The following is a 17,959-nucleotide window of genomic DNA, read 5'->3' as shown; positions in this document are numbered from 1 at the left end:
CGATTAGTGGTATTTATATTAACTTTTTGAATATAAAGTTTAACCCAAAGGGGAATATACAAGGGACTTATACTTATTGCGAGACGAAAGGATTAAGGGGACGGTTGTTATCCGGAAGAAGAGGTACATTTTTATCGTTATCGCGCTGTTTCTGATTGTCACGAAGTCCTCGACGCCTAGCACAAAGGATTATCATGACTACCTAAGAAACGAACATGGCTTGTCGGATCAAATGATTTCGTCGGAGCATATCCGTCATATACCGATCTACATGACGGCGGAAACCTATATTGATGGCGATCAAAACAATAAAATACGTGTTCTGGGTATGTTTAATCATTTTTTTGTATTGGAAAATAAATTGAAACTGCCCGTGGAAGCAGATGCAGACGGACAATAGATGCGCAATAAAAGCCGGCCGCCAGCCGCATTTCGGCGTAACATTACAGCAAAGCTGCTTCAGCATACCTACAAAAAAGGCCCGGATCTGAATCCGGGCCTTTACGCATGTTAGCCTATGGCAGGCACATGCTCCTCAATATACGCGCGAACTTCTTCCGCGGTGCTTAGCTCGAGTACGGCCTGCGCGATCTGCTTCATATCTTGCTTAGATAGCTTGGCGAGCAGGGCACGCGCCGGAAGAACAGCGCTCGCGCTCATGCTGAATTCATCGAGACCTAGACCGAGCAGAATAGGCAGGGCATGCTTTTGTCCTGCCATTTCACCGCACATGCCTGCCCATTTGCCGTTGGCATGGGCAGCCGTTATTACGCGATCAATAAGCTGTAGGACAGCAGGGTGGAGCGGGTCATTCAAGTAACCGAGCTTCGGATTCATGCGGTCGGCTGCAAGCGTGTACTGCACTAAATCATTTGTTCCGATGCTGAAGAAATCAACTTCCCGCGCGAATTTATCGGCAAGCAGCGCGGCTGCCGGAATTTCAATCATAATGCCGGTTTCAATACCGGGATTATAAGCTATCCCAGCCGCGCTGAGCTCTTGCTTCGTTTCCCCGAGCAATGCCTTAGCTTGCCGCCATTCGCCGAGCGTTGCGATCATCGGGAACATGATTTTTAAATTGCCGAAGGCGCTGGCCCGCAGGATCGCCCGTAGCTGCGTCTTGAACATTTCCGGCCGGTCCAAGCAAATACGGATCGCGCGGAAGCCGAGGAAGGGATTGTCTTCCTTCGGGAGTTTAAGATAAGGAATCTCTTTATCCCCGCCGATATCTATCGTCCGGATGACGATGGGGGCATCGCTGCCGAATGCTTCGGCCGCTTTGCGGTAAGCCTCGAATTGTACATCCTCGGAAGGAAGCTGATCCGCATCCATATAAAGAAATTCGGTGCGAAATAATCCGATCCCCTCCGCTCCGGCAGAAGCTGCGAGCTCCGCATCCTTTACGAGTCCGATATTTGCAACCAGCTCGACTTGAACGCCGTCGCTGCTCATGGAGGGCTGATTCAAATAGCTTTGATGCTGTTTCTTTATTACAAGCTGATCCTGCTGTAATTGCAAATACCGTGCAACCGTCGCTTTATCCGGCTGGATATAAATTTTCCCATCCGTGCCGTCGATAATGACGGATTGACCGTTCTTCACGGTATTTTCCATTGCGCTGCCGATGCCGACGATCGCGGGAATGCCTATGGACCGGGCGATGATGGCGGAATGGGAGGTGCGTCCGCCGGCCTGCGTCGCAAAGCCAATCACCTTTGCCGGATCCAGCTGCGCGGTATCCGATGGCGTCAAGTCCTCTGCGAACAGGATGATTGGGCCTGAAGCATCGTTTAAATCCTCGTCTGCAATGCCCAACAGTTTATTTAGGACGCGCCGGCTCACATCGCGGATGTCGGCAGCGCGCTCCTTGAGATAAGGATCATCGAGTCCGCCGATCATCTCCGCGATTTCCTCTGATACGCTGTGGAAAGCGAACTCGATATTAATTATCTCTGTTCGAACGAGCTCTTTGGAACGATCGATGAGCTCCTCATCCTCCAGCAGCATAAGATGCGCTTCAAAAATCTCGGCCTCATGCTCTTTTTTTTGCTCCAGCAGCTGGGCATGAATCGCCTCAAGCTCGACGCGGGTTGCGGCTACCGCAGCTTCAAAGCGGGTGATTTCGGTATCCAGCTGATCGTTCTCAAGCGGCTTCTTCGAAATTTGAGCAGTCTTCGCTGCCAATACTTTTGCCACCCCGACCGCATAGCCGGGTGAAGCGGCAATTCCTTGAAGCAGCATCATTTATTGCCCCTTTTCCGTATGCTGTTCTACCGAAACAAGAATGGCGCCGATCGCTGCAACCACTTCTTCGGCCTGTTCGCCTTCAGCGTTAACGGTAATGCTGTCACCTTGCTTCGCTCCTGCTGAAATAACATGCACGAGGCTTTTGGCATTAAAGCTTTTGCCTTCTTTCTCCAGCGTAACGGTTCCGGGGAAAGCTTTCGCAGCTTCCACGATTTTTCGGGCAGGTCTTGCGTGTATGCCGAATGGATTTTGTATGACAAAGCTGTTTTGCATCGGATTTCCACTCCTATTTTCTGTATGTTTACAGTATTTTTTTGATTTCGTCTTTTAGCTGCTCGGATTGCGTTCCGAATATGACCTGTACGGCGCCTTTGCCCAGACGGATAATGCCTGCAGCACCCATACCCTTGAGTTTTGTGTCATTGACGATGGTTTCATCCTTGACGACTAAACGAAGACGTGTGATACATGCGTCCAAGCCTACAATATTCGATGAACCGCCGAGTGCCTGCAGGACGTTTTCTGCTTTACTGCCGGCTTTCGCATCCGATTTAACTGTGTCTTTGCTGTCATCCTCCGCAAGATCGTCCTCGCGTCCAGGCGTCTTGATGTTGAATTTCAAGATCATAAAGCGGAACAGGAAATAGTACACGACAGCAAACGCAAGCCCGACAGGCAGGATAAGCAGCGGATTCGTAGCGAGCTGATAGTTGACCGCGTAATCAATAAAGCCTGCAGAGAATCCAAAGCCGTGCTTAACGTCCAGCTGGTAAAGGATCAAGCCGGATAAGCCGGTTAACAATGCGTGTATGACAAACAAAAACGGAGCTGCAAACATAAAAGCAAATTCAAGCGGCTCGGTGATACCGGTTAGGAAGGAAGCGAATGCGGTCCCGATAAATATGGAGGCAACCATCTTTCGTTTTTCCTTGCGGGCCGTTTGGATAATCGCGAGCGCCCCGGCTGGCAGCGCAAACATCATAATCGGGAAAAATCCGGTCATGAACATGCCAGCCGTTTTGTCGCCGGCGAAGAAACGAGTCAAATCGCCATGGACGACCTTGCCCGCTGCATCTGTGTAATCGCCGATCTGGAACCACGCGATGGAATTGATCACATGATGCAGCCCGGTAGGGATTAGCAGCCGGTTCGCTGTAAGGAAAACGAAGGAGCCGATGCCGCCAAAGCCGACGACCCAGCGACCGAATGTATCCAATGCAGCCTGGACAGGTCCCCAAACTAGGCCAAGCAGGAGCGCGACAATTACCATAATCAGCGAGGTGATAATCGGCACGAAGCGTTTGCCGCTGAAGAAGCCCAGCCAATCCGGCAATTTAATGTTATGGAATCGTTTATATAAGTAAGCGGAAATAAGTCCCGCGATAATACCGCCGAGCACGCCCATGTTAAGAACGACATCCTTGCCGACAATGCCGGTAAAGACCAACGGAACTTTTAGCTGAACGGTAATAAGCACTTGGTATGCGATAACCGCAGCAAGCGCGGCGACCGCATCTCCTGCAAGGCCTATGGCTACGCCGACCGCAAAGATGAGCGGTAAATGATCGAAGATTGCGGAGCCCCCGGCGGCAAGAAACGGCGCGATGTATTGGTTAATGAATTCGCCTGCGCCGCCCATATGGAAATCCTTCACATAATCGATATTGCCAAAACGAAGCAGGATGGAAGCCGCGGGAAGCGCGGCAACCGGAAGCATTAATGCTTTTCCTATTTTTTGCAGGAAGGCCAGCATAATTAATCGTCCTCTTTTCTTATCAAAATGGGTTTAGCCGTTCATCTCCGCTTTAAGTATGATTTCATTTCCGGCTGTTACCTCTCCGCCGGCAACGATATGCTCAAGCAGCTTCACGTCATCCTCGTTTGCAACAACAATGGGCGTGATAGTCGGATAGCCGGCGGCAATGATTTTGGCGCTGTCGAACGTAATAAGTGTATCGCCTGCTTTAAAGCTGTCGCCAGAGCTGACATGGGGAATGAAGCCGTCACCGCTTAACGCCACCGTGTTAATGCCGATGTGAATAAGCAGCTGCAAACCCGATGCATGCTCTACGATAATGGCGTGGTTGGTATGAATGAGATGGGAAACGGTTCCGTCAAAGGGAGCAGCTACTTTGCCTTCGGTCGGTTCGATTGCGAGCCCGTCGCCCATATGCTTGCCGGCAAAAGCCTCGTCCGGCACAGCGCTTAAAGGAACAACGTTTCCTGAAAGCGGAGCGGTAATGTCGATCGTTTTTTGTTTTGATTTTCCGAAAAGTTTGGATAGCATCATGATGTCCTCCTATTGTTGGTCTGATTGTTTAATTAGCTGCCCCACGGGTATATTGTGAATGCCGGAGTAGACATGGAATGCGAGAAATCCGATTTCATCCTCCGGGATCTCCACTTGGAAATGGGCCTTGAGCCTTTCAGCCAATTGAGCGGCAATGCCATACTCCAAAGGAAAGTTTTTTTTCGTCTCTGCGAGAAAGGGATTTACAATATCCATGCCGTTACGGAGCCGGTAAACAGCAAACTGGATGTGGCTCGGCAAAGCAAAATAAAATTTCGGAGTGACTTCGGCGCCCGTTTTTTGCTTAATGTAATCGGCAATCCGTTCCGTCATTTCAATGATGGCAGGATCGATCTCTTCCAAATACGAATGGTATTGCTTCATCTGCCCGGTATCGTCTAACCGAAAACGTTTTTCGATACGGGTGTCCGTGCTTTCAATCGTTTGGCCAGCCTTAAGCGCGAACCCTAGTCCTTTGCCCAAAATGACGTATTCTCTCCCGGTTTGCGGCTCAACCGTCAATAAAACATTGTTGCCGATGGCGCGTTCTACCCGAAATGCGCGAGCCATGCTTGAAATCCCTCCTTTGACATTAAGATGCCCATTTGGCAAAAAAAAGAGCCAAGAAGAGACTGCCGTTCTAATGTAAAATTAGAAGGTAATCTTTTCTTGGCTCATGCCTCAAAAAAATGAGTTACACGCCAATATTATATGATTGATCGTTGGCATCATTTAAATGATTTATTAAATCACCCCAATGAATATTAACATCATATAAATTTAAAGCGCTTTCGTCAAGAGGATATTCGCTTGAAAAATTACACACAACGTATTTTAATATCCGTCGGTTGAATGGCCGAGCTCGCTGGCAATCTCCATGCCTTCATTAGCCGGATTCGTACCTACGTGGTCCGGATCCTTCATTCGTTGATCGGCTTGGGCCAAGCCATCCGCTACCCTTTTGCCATATTCGCTGTCTGCTTCCGCAAAATGCCGAATCATTTGCTCGCGAATGACGCTGCTGCAGGTACTAAGCGCCCCGACTAAATTTTCGATGAGCTCGTCGCGCTCCCATTGCTCGAATTTCCGGTAGGTTTCGCCGGCTTGTTTAAAGTCATTTTTACGGTCAATCGGCTCCTTAACCAACTTGGCATTATAAGACGGCTCATGCGGCTCGCCCGAACGCTCGGCTTCCTTTAATCCGCCCATCGTGGAAGGCTCGTAATTGATATGCGGATTTTGTCCGGGTGCAATATCGATATAGAAAGCCATTTGGCCGTCGCGCTGATTGGTGGCAACTCTCTTTTTTGGCGCATTGATCGGCAATTGAAGATAATTCGTACCCACGCGGTGACGCTGCGTATCGGAGTACGAGAAGGTGCGGCCTTGCAGCATCTTATCGTCGGAGAAATCAAGCCCATCAACTAATACCCCGGTGCCAAACGCGGCCTGCTCCACCTCGGCGAAGTAGTTTTCCGGGTTTTTATTCAAAATCATTTTGCCCACAGGCAGCATCGGGAACAGCTCCGGATCCCACAGCTTGGTATCATCCAGCGGGTCGAAATCGAGCTCGTCATGCCGGTCATCGCTCATCCACTGCACCTGAAGCTCCCAAGCCGGATAATCTCCGCGTTCGATTGCCTCGTACAAATCCTGCGTGGCATGGTTGAAGTTTTTTCCTTGGATCTGCTCCGCTTCTTGCTGCTTCAGGTTTTTTATGCCCTGCAGCGGCTCCCAATGGTATTTGACGAGTATTCCTTTGCCTTCGGAATTAACCCATTTATAGGTATTGACACCGGAGCCCTGCATCTGCCTGTAATTTGCGGGAATTCCCCAGGGCGAGAACAGGAACGTAATCATATGGGTAGCCTCCGGCGATTGGGAGACAAAATCAAAGAAGCGCTCCATGCTCTGTACATTCGTAACCGGATCAGGTTTGAACGCATGCACCATATCAGGGAATTTCATCGCATCGCGGATGAAAAAGATTTTTAAATTATTGCCTACCAAATCCCAATTGCCGTCCTCGGTGTAAAATTTAGTGGCAAAGCCGCGCGGATCGCGCAGCGTCTCCGGAGAATGGCCGCCGTGGATAACGCTGGAGAAGCGAACGAATACGGGTGTGCGTTTACCGGGCTCCTGAAAGAGCTTGGCTCTGGTATACTTCGCAACCGGCTCATCACCCAGCTTGCCGTAGGCTTCGAAGTAGCCGTGGGCGCCTGCCCCGCGGCCGTGAACAACGCGCTCAGGGACCCGTTCACGGTCAAAATGCGAGATTTTCTCGATAAAATGATAATTCTCCAGCGTCGAAGGTCCGCGGTTGCCGATTGTCCGGATGTTCTGATTGTCCGAGATGGGATGTCCTTGCCGGTCCGTGAGTGTCTGATTATCCGTTTCATGAGATGACATGCTGCAGAAGCCTCCAAATTTTATGTAATTTTTTATTTCCAGCGCGTAGTTTGCCTCGGTTTGCTTATTAGTATTCCTATAATAGATATAGTAATGAATTGCTAGTTTTGATCAATAATCCATAGAATTATGGTATAATCGAACCATATTTGTGCAATAAATCGCATATCTATTTACAAATAGTATCGTTTTTAATTAATCGTTCAGGAGGATAAGATGTTAAAATTTAGTCTTTTCGTATTTTTGTTTTGGTTGATCGGCAATCCGTTTGTCGCCATTCTTGTAATGCTTATCCTGCTGTATTTACTGGACCGTCGTTTTGTAGGGTTGACGCCGAGTGTCTTTAAACCCCTTAAAAGAATGTCGAGAATTAAAAAACTGAGACAGCAAATAAATCTTTCGCCGAACGATGTATCGTCCAAGCATGAACTGGCGCGTTTGTTAATCGAGCGCAAAAAATATAGCGAAGCCCTTCACTGGCTTGTGCCTTTGCAGCCTGTGCTTGAGGATTCGGCGGAGTATTGGGACGACTTGGGTATCTGCTATTTGAACGGCGGAGACGAGGAAAAGGGCGTGGCATGCACGCTGCGCGCATTAGAGCTGAATCCCCGCGTGAAATACGGAGCGCCTTATTTGCGCCTTGCGGCGCATTTCGCAAATGGCCGTACAGACCAAGCGCTCGCGTATCTGCAAGCCTTCCAAGAAATTAACTCATCCTCCTGCGAAGCTTATGACCAACAAGCCTCTATTTATAAGCAGCTGGGCAATGCGCAAGAAGCGCGTCGCTCAACGGAAGAAGGACTTCGTATTTACAGTATGCTTCCGCGGTATAAGAAACGCCAAGAGCGTAAATGGGCCGTAAGGTTATTGTTTAAGAAGCTGCTCAAATAGTCGGGTTTGCAATCATTTGTTAGTGTTTTCTGTATTGTCGTTTAGGGTCGGATGTTACATAATGAAAGCTATAATAGACAGAAGGGCAAGATGCATGAGATGCAACGCAACATTTGGCTGGCGGCCATTGGTATTATCGTCGTTTTGGTTTTATTGAATAATACGGCTTATTATTTCCTCACGAAAAAAACACTGGAGGATTCCTTTGATGAAGAGCTTCTAAATGCCGCAAACCGGCTGCAGATTTCATTGGAGCAATCCCGCGTAGGATCCGAGCAGTTCCAAAATCAAATCGGACGGGAGCTGCGAGCCGCCTCTATTGCCATTCAATATGCATTAGATCCCGACGTCGAGAAGGTAACGTCAGAGCAATTAATAGAGCTGCGGGATAAGCTCGGACTCAGCCATATTACCCTGCTCAAGAAACTTCCCGATGACATCGTATTGTACAAATCATCCAATCCGAGTCAGGTTAACAAGAGCACGAAAACCTGGAAGCCTTGGTACGAGGTGTTCAACCAGTTGTTTGACAATAAAAACGCTTCGGTGGATTGGCTTGGCCAATCGCTGCCTAACTTCTGGAGCGGGCCGTTCGAGGTATCCTCCACGAATGTGGATCAAATTAACAAATGGGGCTATTACTACGACGGCGCGACAAATTATATGATCGATCCCTACGTGAATTACGAGCGCCAGGAACAATATGAGATTGCGACGGGCGTTCACCGCATGATCGAAAATTCAGTGCAAACCAGCGATTCTCTTAAAGAAATTGCCTTCATTAACCCGGAGACGTTCCCGGACGGGAAAGAGACGATAAACCCGGAGGGTAATGTTCAAGGACATAAAGTGCAAGAGCCTATCTTCTACGGCTCCTATACGATCAAGTCGGCTAAGGATACGGAGCTGGTGCGCGAAGCTTATTTTTCGAAGAAAACTGTCACGCACCGCGAAAATATTAACGGCCAAGAAATTTACAAAATGTATATCCCGACCTTCGTCAATGAAAATGGCATTAATATCACGGACCGTGACGGCCAGCCGATGAACAGCTATGTGCTGATGCTGACCTCCGACTACCATGTGATTCAAGAAAAGCTGGATTCGCAGTTTTTGAATTTAGGAATTATTATTATTATCGTCACGGGATTCAGCTTGCTAATTGCGGTCGTCGCCATGCGCTACTACAGACAGTCGCGCGACAAGTTCGTACGCGTAACGCAAGAAACCTACGTAGACGAAATCAATCAAATGTTCCAGTCGATCCGGGCGCAAAGGCATGACTTCTTGAACCATGTGCAGACCATTCATTCCTTGGCGGAGCTGAACAAATCGCAGGAGCTCGTAGCCTATACGAAGGAATTGACCGGCGATATCCGTTTGATGAACGATATTATCAATATCGGCAATCCGGCAATCGCCGCATTGGTACGCTCGAAGATCTCGCAGGCCGAAATCCACAAGATTCAATTCAGCTGTTCCTTTACCGGATTGAACATGCAGGAGATGGGCATCCGGACGCTCGACGTCAATCGTATGCTCGGAAATTTAATCGACAATGCTTTTGATGAGGTTATGAAGTATGCGGAGGATCGTCGTCATGTGACGTTAGTGGGCAAGCAGACAAGCGATTCTTTGGAATTCACAGTGACGAACACTTGCGAAAACGCGGCTGAGGCCGTAGCGATGCCGATATTCGAGGCGGGCTACTCCACCAAGCAGCAGGATCATCAAGGGTTAGGGCTTTCGATCGTGAAATCGATTGCCAAACAGTACAAAGGCGATGTCTATGTCACGGCGGAGCCTGCTGGTAAATTAACCTTTATCGTTAAAATGCCATTATAAAAGCTTTTATGCCTTACCGGATGAAGTCTTTCATTCGGTAAGGCTTTTTTATTGCGCGCCTTATTCATCCATTCAAAGGATATTGAGCTTTTGCCTCCAAATGATGGCACCAGCCGTATCCGCTTGGTATAATAGTAAGAATGCAACTGAACGGAAAGGAAGCGGGTGAATGTCTGTAATGCACCTCAATGAAAAGCTGCACGCGCTGATTGAACAACAGCTTAACGTCCATGTCGAGACGACGATCACGAAACGGGGCTGGCAATACTATATGGAAGGCAAAGTAAACAGCGCCAACGAAGGCAGCCAGGATCATCTTTATGGCGTTGTGCAGGGATCGGATCTGTACGCCGTTATCCTTGATGCAGGTAATTTGCGGTACAGCTCATGTACCTGTCCCTATACAGGATTTTGCAAGCATATGGCGGCGGTTTATTTTCAATATTGCAGCCAGCAGGAAGGGGGGCATACCCTTGCGGAACGTTCTTATTTTCGCCTGCTGGGACTTTCGTCCGCGAGTGCGCTGCTTAAGAATAAGCCGGCTGAGACGGAAATGCCCCAAGCAGCCGAAGTACCGTCTCCACCCCGCGATCCGGGCGAATTGGCATCTGCGCCAGAGTGGCTGGATTGGATGGAAGCGACGCACGGCGAGGTTTGGCGGAAATGCAGGCATTCACTCCACGCGCTCCAACCCTTGTTATCCTCGTTGAAGGGATTATCCAAGGATTGGGAGAAGCCGATGCAGCGTTTGCATTGGTCTACGGCCATTATCTTTGTTCTTGAGCAAGCCGAACGGGCGATCAATACGGTTGATTCGTTCAGCCGCTATTATCACGAAATGTCGTTTCTCCGAATGGCTGAGCCATGGGTTGAGCATTTATATACACTCGTTTCCGAACTTGCTCCTGCTGCGATGGAGCCAAAGGAAGAAGCTTGGGCAGACGCTTTAATAACACGTGTAAAGCAATGGGCCTCCGGCACCGAGCGTCAGCTCTTTGATTGGGAATACATGTACTTGGCTTTTTGCGAGAAGCTTGCTGAAAACCGGGGTTGGTTTGAAGGGGAGCTTGCTGCAATGGTCCGGCAGGCGAATACCGAGGAACCGGAAAGCGTCAACCTGGCTTTTTTGCACACTGCAATCGGCATTATGTACTTTTTGGATCAGCAGGATAAGCAGGCTATCGAGCATTTTTCCATGGCGACCTTTGAGCGCGCGCAAAAGGTGATGTATCCTTGCGCGGCACAGCGAATGGAAGAAGGGAAATGGGAGCTTGTCGAGCAGTGGATGAGCTTTTTGTTTGAGCGGGTGAATAAAGTAAAGAACGGCCGATCGGTCGGACCTTTCGTGACGTTATGCCGCAGAGCGGATCTCGATCGCCCTGAAATACCGACATGGACGGATTACATGACGCAATTGCTGCCCCATTCCTATTCAGAATTATCAGATCATTGGCTCGATCAGAAGCGTTACGATGAATGGGCAGATTTGCAAATGCTTGTAGGCGCGCGTCCAGAAGATGTCGGCGCCCATGCGCTGCGCGAAATTGCAAAGCTTGCTCCGCGTGCTTTAATGCCGATGTACCATCAGTCGGTCGAAGCGTCGATTCAGACCCGTAACCGCCAAGGTTACCGCGTGGCAGTCAAGCAGCTGAAGAAGCTGGAGAGATTATATAAAGCAGATAAGGATCCGGGCAGATGGGATCAATATATAGACGCACTCGTGCGTAAACATCAGCGTCTTAGAGCATTTCAGGAAGAGCTGTGGAAAGGGAAAATCGTGACATGAGAACATACATTGGCGCGCGCAAGTTGATGATAGACGGGTTTTGGAACGAAGACGAAAGCGGAACCTCTGTTTTATTAAGCGCCGTTGATCGGAAGGATGCGGCGGAGGGAAAGCTGCGCCCTTTATTGTTTGCTTGGCACAAAGCATCCTGGTACGGGGCGGATGTCGAGGAAATCAGCGTTGGCGAACGAAAGCTGCTGAAGATCCCGCCGCTTCTCGCCATCGATTATTTATCCTCGCCGCAGCCCGTGCGTTTGCTGCAAGTAGACTGGACGGATCGGGTTTCTGTCATCATGCAGATGGCTGAGCAAGTCAGAACGGCGCTTCTTAAGAGCTGGTTTGAGCCTGATTGGGATCGCTGGAGCGACGACCAGCGCAGCTGGCGCATGGCAATCCCTGAGCAGGAGCTGGATTATAGACTGCAATGGGAGAGAAACGTTGCCGCAGCGCATCGAAATGGCGATAAGGGCATCGAATATTGGATTAGCGGTGCCGTTGAACAAATGATCATCGAGAACGAACAGGCTGCGGGGGCATGGAGAGCTATTGGTACGGCCTCCGGCGAGGCTGTGCTGAGAAGAAAGTCGGCCGATGAGGAAGACTGGTTCATTGCCATTGGGCTTCGTAAGGATTTGCTTCCGTTCCGTATCGCGCTTCAGCTGGTTGAGCCTGTAGAGTCATCCGTTTGGCGTCTGCGGCCCGCGCTGCAGGACCGCGACGGAGGCCCGTGGCTCCCGATCCGTCCTGCCATCCGGGAGGATGGCTGGGAATCAGACTCCGAAGATGAACGGGCGATTCCGGAGGAGTGGCTGCCGCTGCTTAGCGGTAAGCTTGCAAAGGAACAGCTGAAATGGACAACGGCCTTACCGGAGCTAAAGGATCCTTCGGATGAAAGCAAGCTGCGCGATAAGTTGTCCGACAACGAAGCCTGGAGCTTTTTGGAGCATGCCAGCGTTAAGCTGTTGGAGGCTGGATGTCCGGTGCTGCTCCCTAGCTGGTGGGAGACGGTTCGTACGCGCAAGCTCCGTTTGAAAGCGAAAATGAAATCGTCGGTAGGCTCGGCGGCGCAGCCGATGTTCGGACTGGACCAAATCGTTCAATTCGATTGGAAACTTGCTCTTGGCGATGTTAATTTATCGGAGGCCGAATTTCTTCATCTTGCCGAGCAGAACCGCCGTCTCTTCCATATTGGCGGCGAATGGGTTCATTTGGACCCGCAGGATGTCACGCAAATCAAACAATGGCTGAAACGGATGGGCAAACGCAAAGGACTTTCCTTCCGGGACGTGCTGGAGATGCATTTAAGAGGAGGCATTCCGCTGGATGACAGCGGCGAGCTGGACTCGGAACTGGAAGCAGAGGTCGAGCTGAACGAGCATTTAACGTCATGGCTCACGCAGCTTCAGCAAATCTCGCAAATTCCGCCTGCCGAAATTCCGCCTTCGTTTCTGGGCGAGCTCCGCCCATATCAGCATGAAGGCGTATCATGGCTTTTGTTTCTGAGAAAATTCGGGCTTGGCGGCGTGCTCGCCGACGATATGGGACTAGGCAAAACCATTCAATTTATGGCTTACCTTGCCTATATCAAGGAATATAAGCAGCAGAAAAACGGCCCTTCGCTGCTGATTTGCCCCACCTCCGTAATCGGGAACTGGGAGAAAGAGCTTGAACGGTTTGCCCCGTCCTTGCGCGTGATGCTGCATTACGGGAACAAGCGGGACAAAGGAGAGTCATTCCGTGATTCGGTGGCGGACTCGGATTTGGTGATAACGTCTTATTCGCTCGCCCAGCTGGACGAGGAGGATTTATGCTTGGTCGATTGGGATGCGCTATGCCTTGACGAAGCGCAAAACATCAAGAATGTCTATACGAAGCAATCGACGGCCATAAGGCGCCTGCCCGCAGAGCATCGCATTGCGCTGACGGGAACGCCGATGGAGAATAGGCTGACGGAGCTGTGGTCGATCTATGATTTTATAAATCCAGGGTACTTAGGCAATATTAGCGATTTCCGGAAGGAAGTCGTTGCGCCGATCGAGAAAACCCGCGACGAGAAAATGATCGCGGGCCTGCAGCGCTGGGTGAAGCCGTTTATGCTGCGCAGAATCAAGAAGGATCCTTCGATCCAGCTCTCGCTGCCGGATAAGAATGAGACAAAAACCTATATGACCTTGACCGCGGAGCAGGGCGCGATGTATGAGAATTTTGTAGCCGACCTTCTGGAAAATCTCGATAAGCTGGGACCGATGCAGCGAAGAGGACTTATTCTTGCCGCGTTAACGAAGCTAAAGCAGCTATGCGACCATCCGTCTTTGCTCGGCAATGAGGATAAAACGGCTTTATGGGAAATCGAACGGTCAAACAAAGTAGCCCGGCTGCTGGAAATGTGCGAGGAAATCGCCGCGGAAGGCGAACGCTGCCTCATCTTTACGCAGTATATCGACATGGGGCATCAGCTTAAGCAATTGCTTGAGGAAAAGCTTGGTTTGCCTGTCCCTTATTTGCATGGAGGCGTTCCGAAGGCGAAGCGGGATCAAATGATCGAACAGTTCCAGAATGCCGAGGAGCCGTGCTGCGCGTTCGTGCTTTCGCTTAAGGCGGGCGGAACCGGGCTTAACCTGACGGCAGCGAACCATGTGTTTCATTTCGACCGTTGGTGGAACCCCGCCGTGGAAAACCAAGCGACCGACCGGGCGTTCCGAATCGGGCAGACGAAGCAGGTTCAGGTGCATAAGTTTATCACGCTCGGCACGCTTGAGGAGAAGATCGACGAGATGATCGAACGGAAACAATCGCTGAATGATCAAGTAGTCGGCCAGTCGGAGCAATGGATTACCGAAATGTCTACCGATGATCTTAGAGAGCTTTTTGCACTGCGAAAAGGCTGGTTAAAGGGATGAGGGATATAAATGTCAGATGGCAGCCTGCGGGCGAAGCAGGAAAAATTACAGCTTGAAAGCAAAAAAATGATTCATGCAGAGCTAGCTGTACATTCAGAAGAGGGAAGTCTCGGTGAAAACCGCAAGAAAGAGGGAGCTAACCCGGAGTGGCAGCGGTTTTATGAGGTTATCAAGGAAATAACGCAGGATATGCGTTACTAATACGAGATGTAAATAAACATAGCCTGTCGGGGATTATAACCCTGGCGGGCTATAAAATTTTATCCCTCTTTTCAAAAATAAGCGAATTGTATCCCTAACTCATCGTTTTTTGGACCTCCTTACATAGCAAAGGACCCGACTATAATAAAGGTGCGAGGCAAACAAGCAACACCATAAACGAGGAGGTCTTCCCAATGAAAAAGAGAGCTACACTTCTTGCCACCCTGTTAGTATCGATCATGCTGGTCGTATCTGCATGCGGCTCTAACGGCAACGCGGAGACGAACAAAAACGCTGGCACGAACAACAGCACCAATACTCCCGCCGAAGCAACGGAACCGCCTGCAGAAGCTAAGGATGTAACCTTGTCGCTCCGCCATACCCAAATTAAAGAAACGAGCAAAACCCGGTTGAAAATTCTAGAAGATGTCGTTGCAAAAACACAAGAAGAAAACAAAGGCTTAACCTTCAAGCTTGAAGGCATCGACGAGATCGTTAACCGCGACCAGAAGCTGAAGGCTGAAATGGCTGCCGGCAATCCTCCCGATATTTTTGAAGTATTCGGCGGCGCGGATCTCAATCTTTACGTCAAAGCAAACCGCATGCTGGACTTGACTCCAATCATCGAAGAACTTGGCATTAAAGACAAGTTCGCCAGCTTGGATGAGTTCACGATCGACGGCAAAGTATACGGCCTTCCTTTCGGCGGCTATAGCGAAGCGATTTTCTACAACAAGAAAATCTTCTCCGAGCTGGGCTTGGAAATTCCTACGACATGGGCGCAGCTGCTTGAAGTCTCCGAAAAAATTAAAGCGGCGGGCTACACGCCGTTCGGTTTGGCAGCCAAAGACGGCTGGGTTAACGGCATGTTGTGGAATACGGTGATGGAACGCAACGTAGGGATCGATGCCTTCAGCAAAGTCGTATCCGGCGAAGCGAAATGGACGGACGAAAACTTCGTAAAAGGTTTTGCTTCCTATGCTGAGCTTGTGAACAATGATTATTTTACAAAAGGCGCACTAGGCCTTGCTTATGCCGACCAAGGCGCACAATTGCTCTCGGGTAAAGCGGCAATGGTATTTACCGGAACCTGGGATGCCAACCGCTTCTCCGGCGACGAAGCAGGCGAACTGAAAGGCCAAATCGGTTACTTCGCATTCCCGTCCATCGACGGCGGGGCAGGCGACCAAACTTCAATCAATGCTTCGTACTCGAACGGCTTTGGTTTCTCTGCAAACCTGAATGAAGACCAAGTAGCGGCAGCCAAGAAATTTATCGCTAATTTCTACACGGAAGAAGTTCAAAAACGTACGTTGGTTGAAGACAAATTGCTGCCTTCCATGAAGCTTAGCGACCTATCCGGCGTTGATCCGCTCACGACTGAAATTTTGACGGTCATGGCGAATGCGTCATCCTCTTGGAAAGCATACGACGCCATCGTTCAACCGGCAGTTGGCGCGGATGTAAACGTTGGTATCCAAGAGCTTATCGGTAAAGTAAGCACACCGGAAAAAGTAGCGGAAAAAATTCAAGCGTCGCAAGACAAAGCTAACGCGGCTAAGTAATCGCGAGACATGACAATCGATCCTGATGGGCGAGAGGGTGTTCTTCCTTCCAGGAGGACACCCTCTTCTTATGCCGGGATAAAAGGAGGACATTATGAACAGAGCTCTCAAAAATCCGATTACTTACGTGGCGTTCATTATTCCGACGCTTGCTTTATACGCTTTATTTTTCGTATACCCGGTCATCGTTTCCTTTTTTTACGGCTTCTTTCGTTGGGACGGCATTACCGAGAAGGTATTTATCGGTTTCGATAACTTTACGAGACTTTGGCAGGATGAGGTTTTTCGAAAAGCACTCATGAACAATTTTTACTTTATGGCGTTTTCCTTAATCGTGAACATACCGCTCGTCTTCTTGATTTCGATTATCATCAGCAAAGTAAGACGGATGCGTGACTTTTACAAATCGGCCGTATTCGTGCCGGTTGTTATATCGACAGCGACGGTAGCGATTTTGTTCGGGGTGCTGTACAACTATGACTCGGGCATGATCAACCAGTTTATCCGCCTCGTTGCGCCGGAGGACTGGGCGCGCGAATGGTTGTCCGATCCAAAGCTGGCCATGCTGTCGATTCTGATAGCAAACGCCTGGCAAAATATCGGCTTCTTCATTGTCCTATGTTTGGCAGCGATACTAAACATTCCGAAAGAGATTGTCGAAGCCTCCAAGCTGGACGGCGTAAACGGCTGGCAGGAAACATGGTCCATTACGCTGCCGCTCGTTAGGCCGATCCTGTTCGTCATGCTGCTTCTCACGGTTTCGGGAACGATGAAGGTGCTTGATATCGTGCAAATTATGACCAACGGCGGTCCGTTTCAATCCACGGAGGTTATGTCGACCTATATGCTTAAGGTAGGCTTCCGCTCGCTGGAGCTTGGTTACGGCAGCGCGATCGGAGTCGCGATGTTCATTATTATTTTAGTGCTAACCGGTATTTTGCAACGCATCACGAAAAGCGAAGAGGTGCAGTACTGATGGAACGTGCCCGTAATTCCCAATGGTGGATGCATACTTTTTTATTTGGTTATGTCATCGTATTGCTTTTCCCGCTGCTGTGGCTGTTCATGTCCTCCTTTAAAACGAACCGTGAAATTACGGTCAATACTTGGGCGCTGCCGAAAAGCTTCAATTTCGATAACTATGCTGCCGCATGGCAAACGGCGAATATTGGAAAGTACGCATGGAATAGTACGTTTGTTACGGTTATTGCGTGTGTTCTGACGCTGCTTTTCGCAGCCATGACCTCGTTCGCAATCGCGCGTATGAAATACAAGAAAACGAATAAAGCGATCTATCAATTTATTCTACTCGGATTAATCGTTCCGCCGGGCGCTTTATTTATTCCGTTGTATCGGCTAGTGCAGGGTATTAAAGTATTCGGACATCCGTTGTACGATACGCACTGGTCCTTAATTTTGGTATACTGCACATATGCGCTGCCTATAACCGTTTTCATTATTTATGCCTTTATGCTCTCGATACCGAATGAGCTGGAGGAGGCAGGAATTGTAGATGGACTGGGCGCCACGGGACTTTTCTTCAAGGTCATTATTCCGATTTCTTTGCCGGCGCTTGTTACCGTGTTTATTTTGAATTTCATTTCCAATTGGAACGAATATATTTTATCCCAGCTATTTATCACGTCTGAATCTCTCAAAACGCTGCCTACGGGGATGGCGACCTTTAATGACGGCTACCGCACGAACTTTGCTTCGCTTTCGGCAGCTGTCATCATAAGCATTATTCCGGTTCTTGCCGTGTATGTATTTTTGCAGCGCCAAATCATTGAAGGCATGACGGCTGGAAGCGTGAAAGGGTAAAAAG

14 protein-coding genes and 1 pseudogene are annotated in these 17,959 nt (G+C 49.5%); 9 read left to right on the top strand and 6 right to left on the bottom strand.

Features of this window, described 5'->3' with window-relative positions; genetic code table 11:
* The first annotated feature begins 76 nt into the window (after positions 1-76).
* Positions 77-400, top strand: a complete 324-nt coding sequence (locus ACN6MW_RS03785; protein ID WP_419874288.1) for a hypothetical protein — start codon at positions 77-79, stop codon at positions 398-400.
* 110 nt (positions 401-510) lie between these two features.
* Here the strand turns inward: ACN6MW_RS03785 and ptsP are convergent, their stop codons facing one another.
* From ptsP to ACN6MW_RS03755, 6 genes and pseudogenes are all read right to left on the bottom strand, one after another.
* Positions 511-2,241, bottom strand: coding sequence for a phosphoenolpyruvate--protein phosphotransferase (gene ptsP / locus ACN6MW_RS03780; protein WP_419876267.1), 1,731 nt, complete (start codon positions 2,239-2,241; stop codon positions 511-513).
* A gap of 3 nt (positions 2,242-2,244) precedes the next feature.
* Positions 2,245-2,520: an HPr family phosphocarrier protein gene (locus ACN6MW_RS03775; protein WP_419874287.1), complete on the bottom strand. Its 276-nt coding sequence runs from the start codon at positions 2,518-2,520 to the stop codon at positions 2,245-2,247.
* 28 nt (positions 2,521-2,548) lie between these two features.
* Positions 2,549-4,000, bottom strand: coding sequence for an N-acetylglucosamine-specific PTS transporter subunit IIBC (gene nagE / locus ACN6MW_RS03770; protein WP_419874286.1), 1,452 nt, complete (start codon positions 3,998-4,000; stop codon positions 2,549-2,551).
* A 33-nt stretch (positions 4,001-4,033) separates the two neighbouring features.
* On the bottom strand, positions 4,034-4,534 hold the full coding sequence (locus ACN6MW_RS03765; RefSeq protein WP_364153618.1) for a PTS sugar transporter subunit IIA: 501 nt from the start codon (positions 4,532-4,534) through the stop codon (positions 4,034-4,036).
* A gap of 12 nt (positions 4,535-4,546) precedes the next feature.
* On the bottom strand, positions 4,547-5,107 hold the full coding sequence (locus ACN6MW_RS03760; protein WP_419874285.1) for a PRD domain-containing protein: 561 nt from the start codon (positions 5,105-5,107) through the stop codon (positions 4,547-4,549).
* Positions 5,108-5,371: 264 nt separating this feature from the next.
* A pseudogene (locus ACN6MW_RS03755) lies at positions 5,372-6,919 on the bottom strand (catalase); the annotation flags it as partial.
* A gap of 243 nt (positions 6,920-7,162) precedes the next feature.
* On the opposite strand from ACN6MW_RS03755, the gene ACN6MW_RS03750 reads away from it, so the two are divergent.
* From ACN6MW_RS03750 to ACN6MW_RS03715, 8 genes are all read left to right on the top strand, one after another.
* Positions 7,163-7,837, top strand: a complete 675-nt coding sequence (locus ACN6MW_RS03750; protein ID WP_419874284.1) for a tetratricopeptide repeat protein — start codon at positions 7,163-7,165, stop codon at positions 7,835-7,837.
* 90 nt (positions 7,838-7,927) lie between these two features.
* Entirely contained in the window at positions 7,928-9,682 is a 1,755-nt protein-coding gene (locus ACN6MW_RS03745) for a sensor histidine kinase (RefSeq protein WP_419874283.1), read from the top strand.
* 169 nt (positions 9,683-9,851) lie between these two features.
* Positions 9,852-11,468 carry an SWIM zinc finger family protein gene (locus ACN6MW_RS03740; RefSeq protein WP_419874282.1) on the top strand — a complete coding sequence of 539 codons (1,617 nt, stop codon included), beginning with the start codon at positions 9,852-9,854 and terminating at the stop codon, positions 11,466-11,468.
* Entirely contained in the window at positions 11,465-14,368 is a 2,904-nt protein-coding gene (locus ACN6MW_RS03735; protein WP_419874281.1) for a DEAD/DEAH box helicase, read from the top strand. Before ACN6MW_RS03740 ends, ACN6MW_RS03735 begins: the two co-directional genes overlap by 4 nt.
* A gap of 9 nt (positions 14,369-14,377) precedes the next feature.
* Complete coding sequence (locus ACN6MW_RS03730; RefSeq protein WP_419874280.1) at positions 14,378-14,569, top strand: hypothetical protein; 192 nt, start codon at positions 14,378-14,380, stop codon at positions 14,567-14,569.
* Positions 14,570-14,763: 194 nt separating this feature from the next.
* Complete coding sequence (locus ACN6MW_RS03725) at positions 14,764-16,134, top strand: extracellular solute-binding protein (RefSeq protein WP_419874279.1); 1,371 nt, start codon at positions 14,764-14,766, stop codon at positions 16,132-16,134.
* A gap of 94 nt (positions 16,135-16,228) precedes the next feature.
* Entirely contained in the window at positions 16,229-17,110 is an 882-nt protein-coding gene (locus ACN6MW_RS03720; protein WP_364153003.1) for a carbohydrate ABC transporter permease, read from the top strand.
* Positions 17,110-17,955 carry a carbohydrate ABC transporter permease gene (locus tag ACN6MW_RS03715; protein ID WP_364153006.1) on the top strand — a complete coding sequence of 282 codons (846 nt, stop codon included), beginning with the start codon at positions 17,110-17,112 and terminating at the stop codon, positions 17,953-17,955. Before ACN6MW_RS03720 ends, ACN6MW_RS03715 begins: the two co-directional genes overlap by 1 nt.
* Positions 17,956-17,959: the final 4 nt, after the last annotated feature.

The sequence above is a fragment of the Pristimantibacillus sp. PTI5 genome (assembly GCF_048572955.1).
Classification (GTDB): domain Bacteria; phylum Bacillota; class Bacilli; order Paenibacillales; family Paenibacillaceae; genus Pristimantibacillus.
Note: the sequence above shows the minus strand (reverse complement) of the source record. Positions and strands in the feature narration are given on the sequence as shown.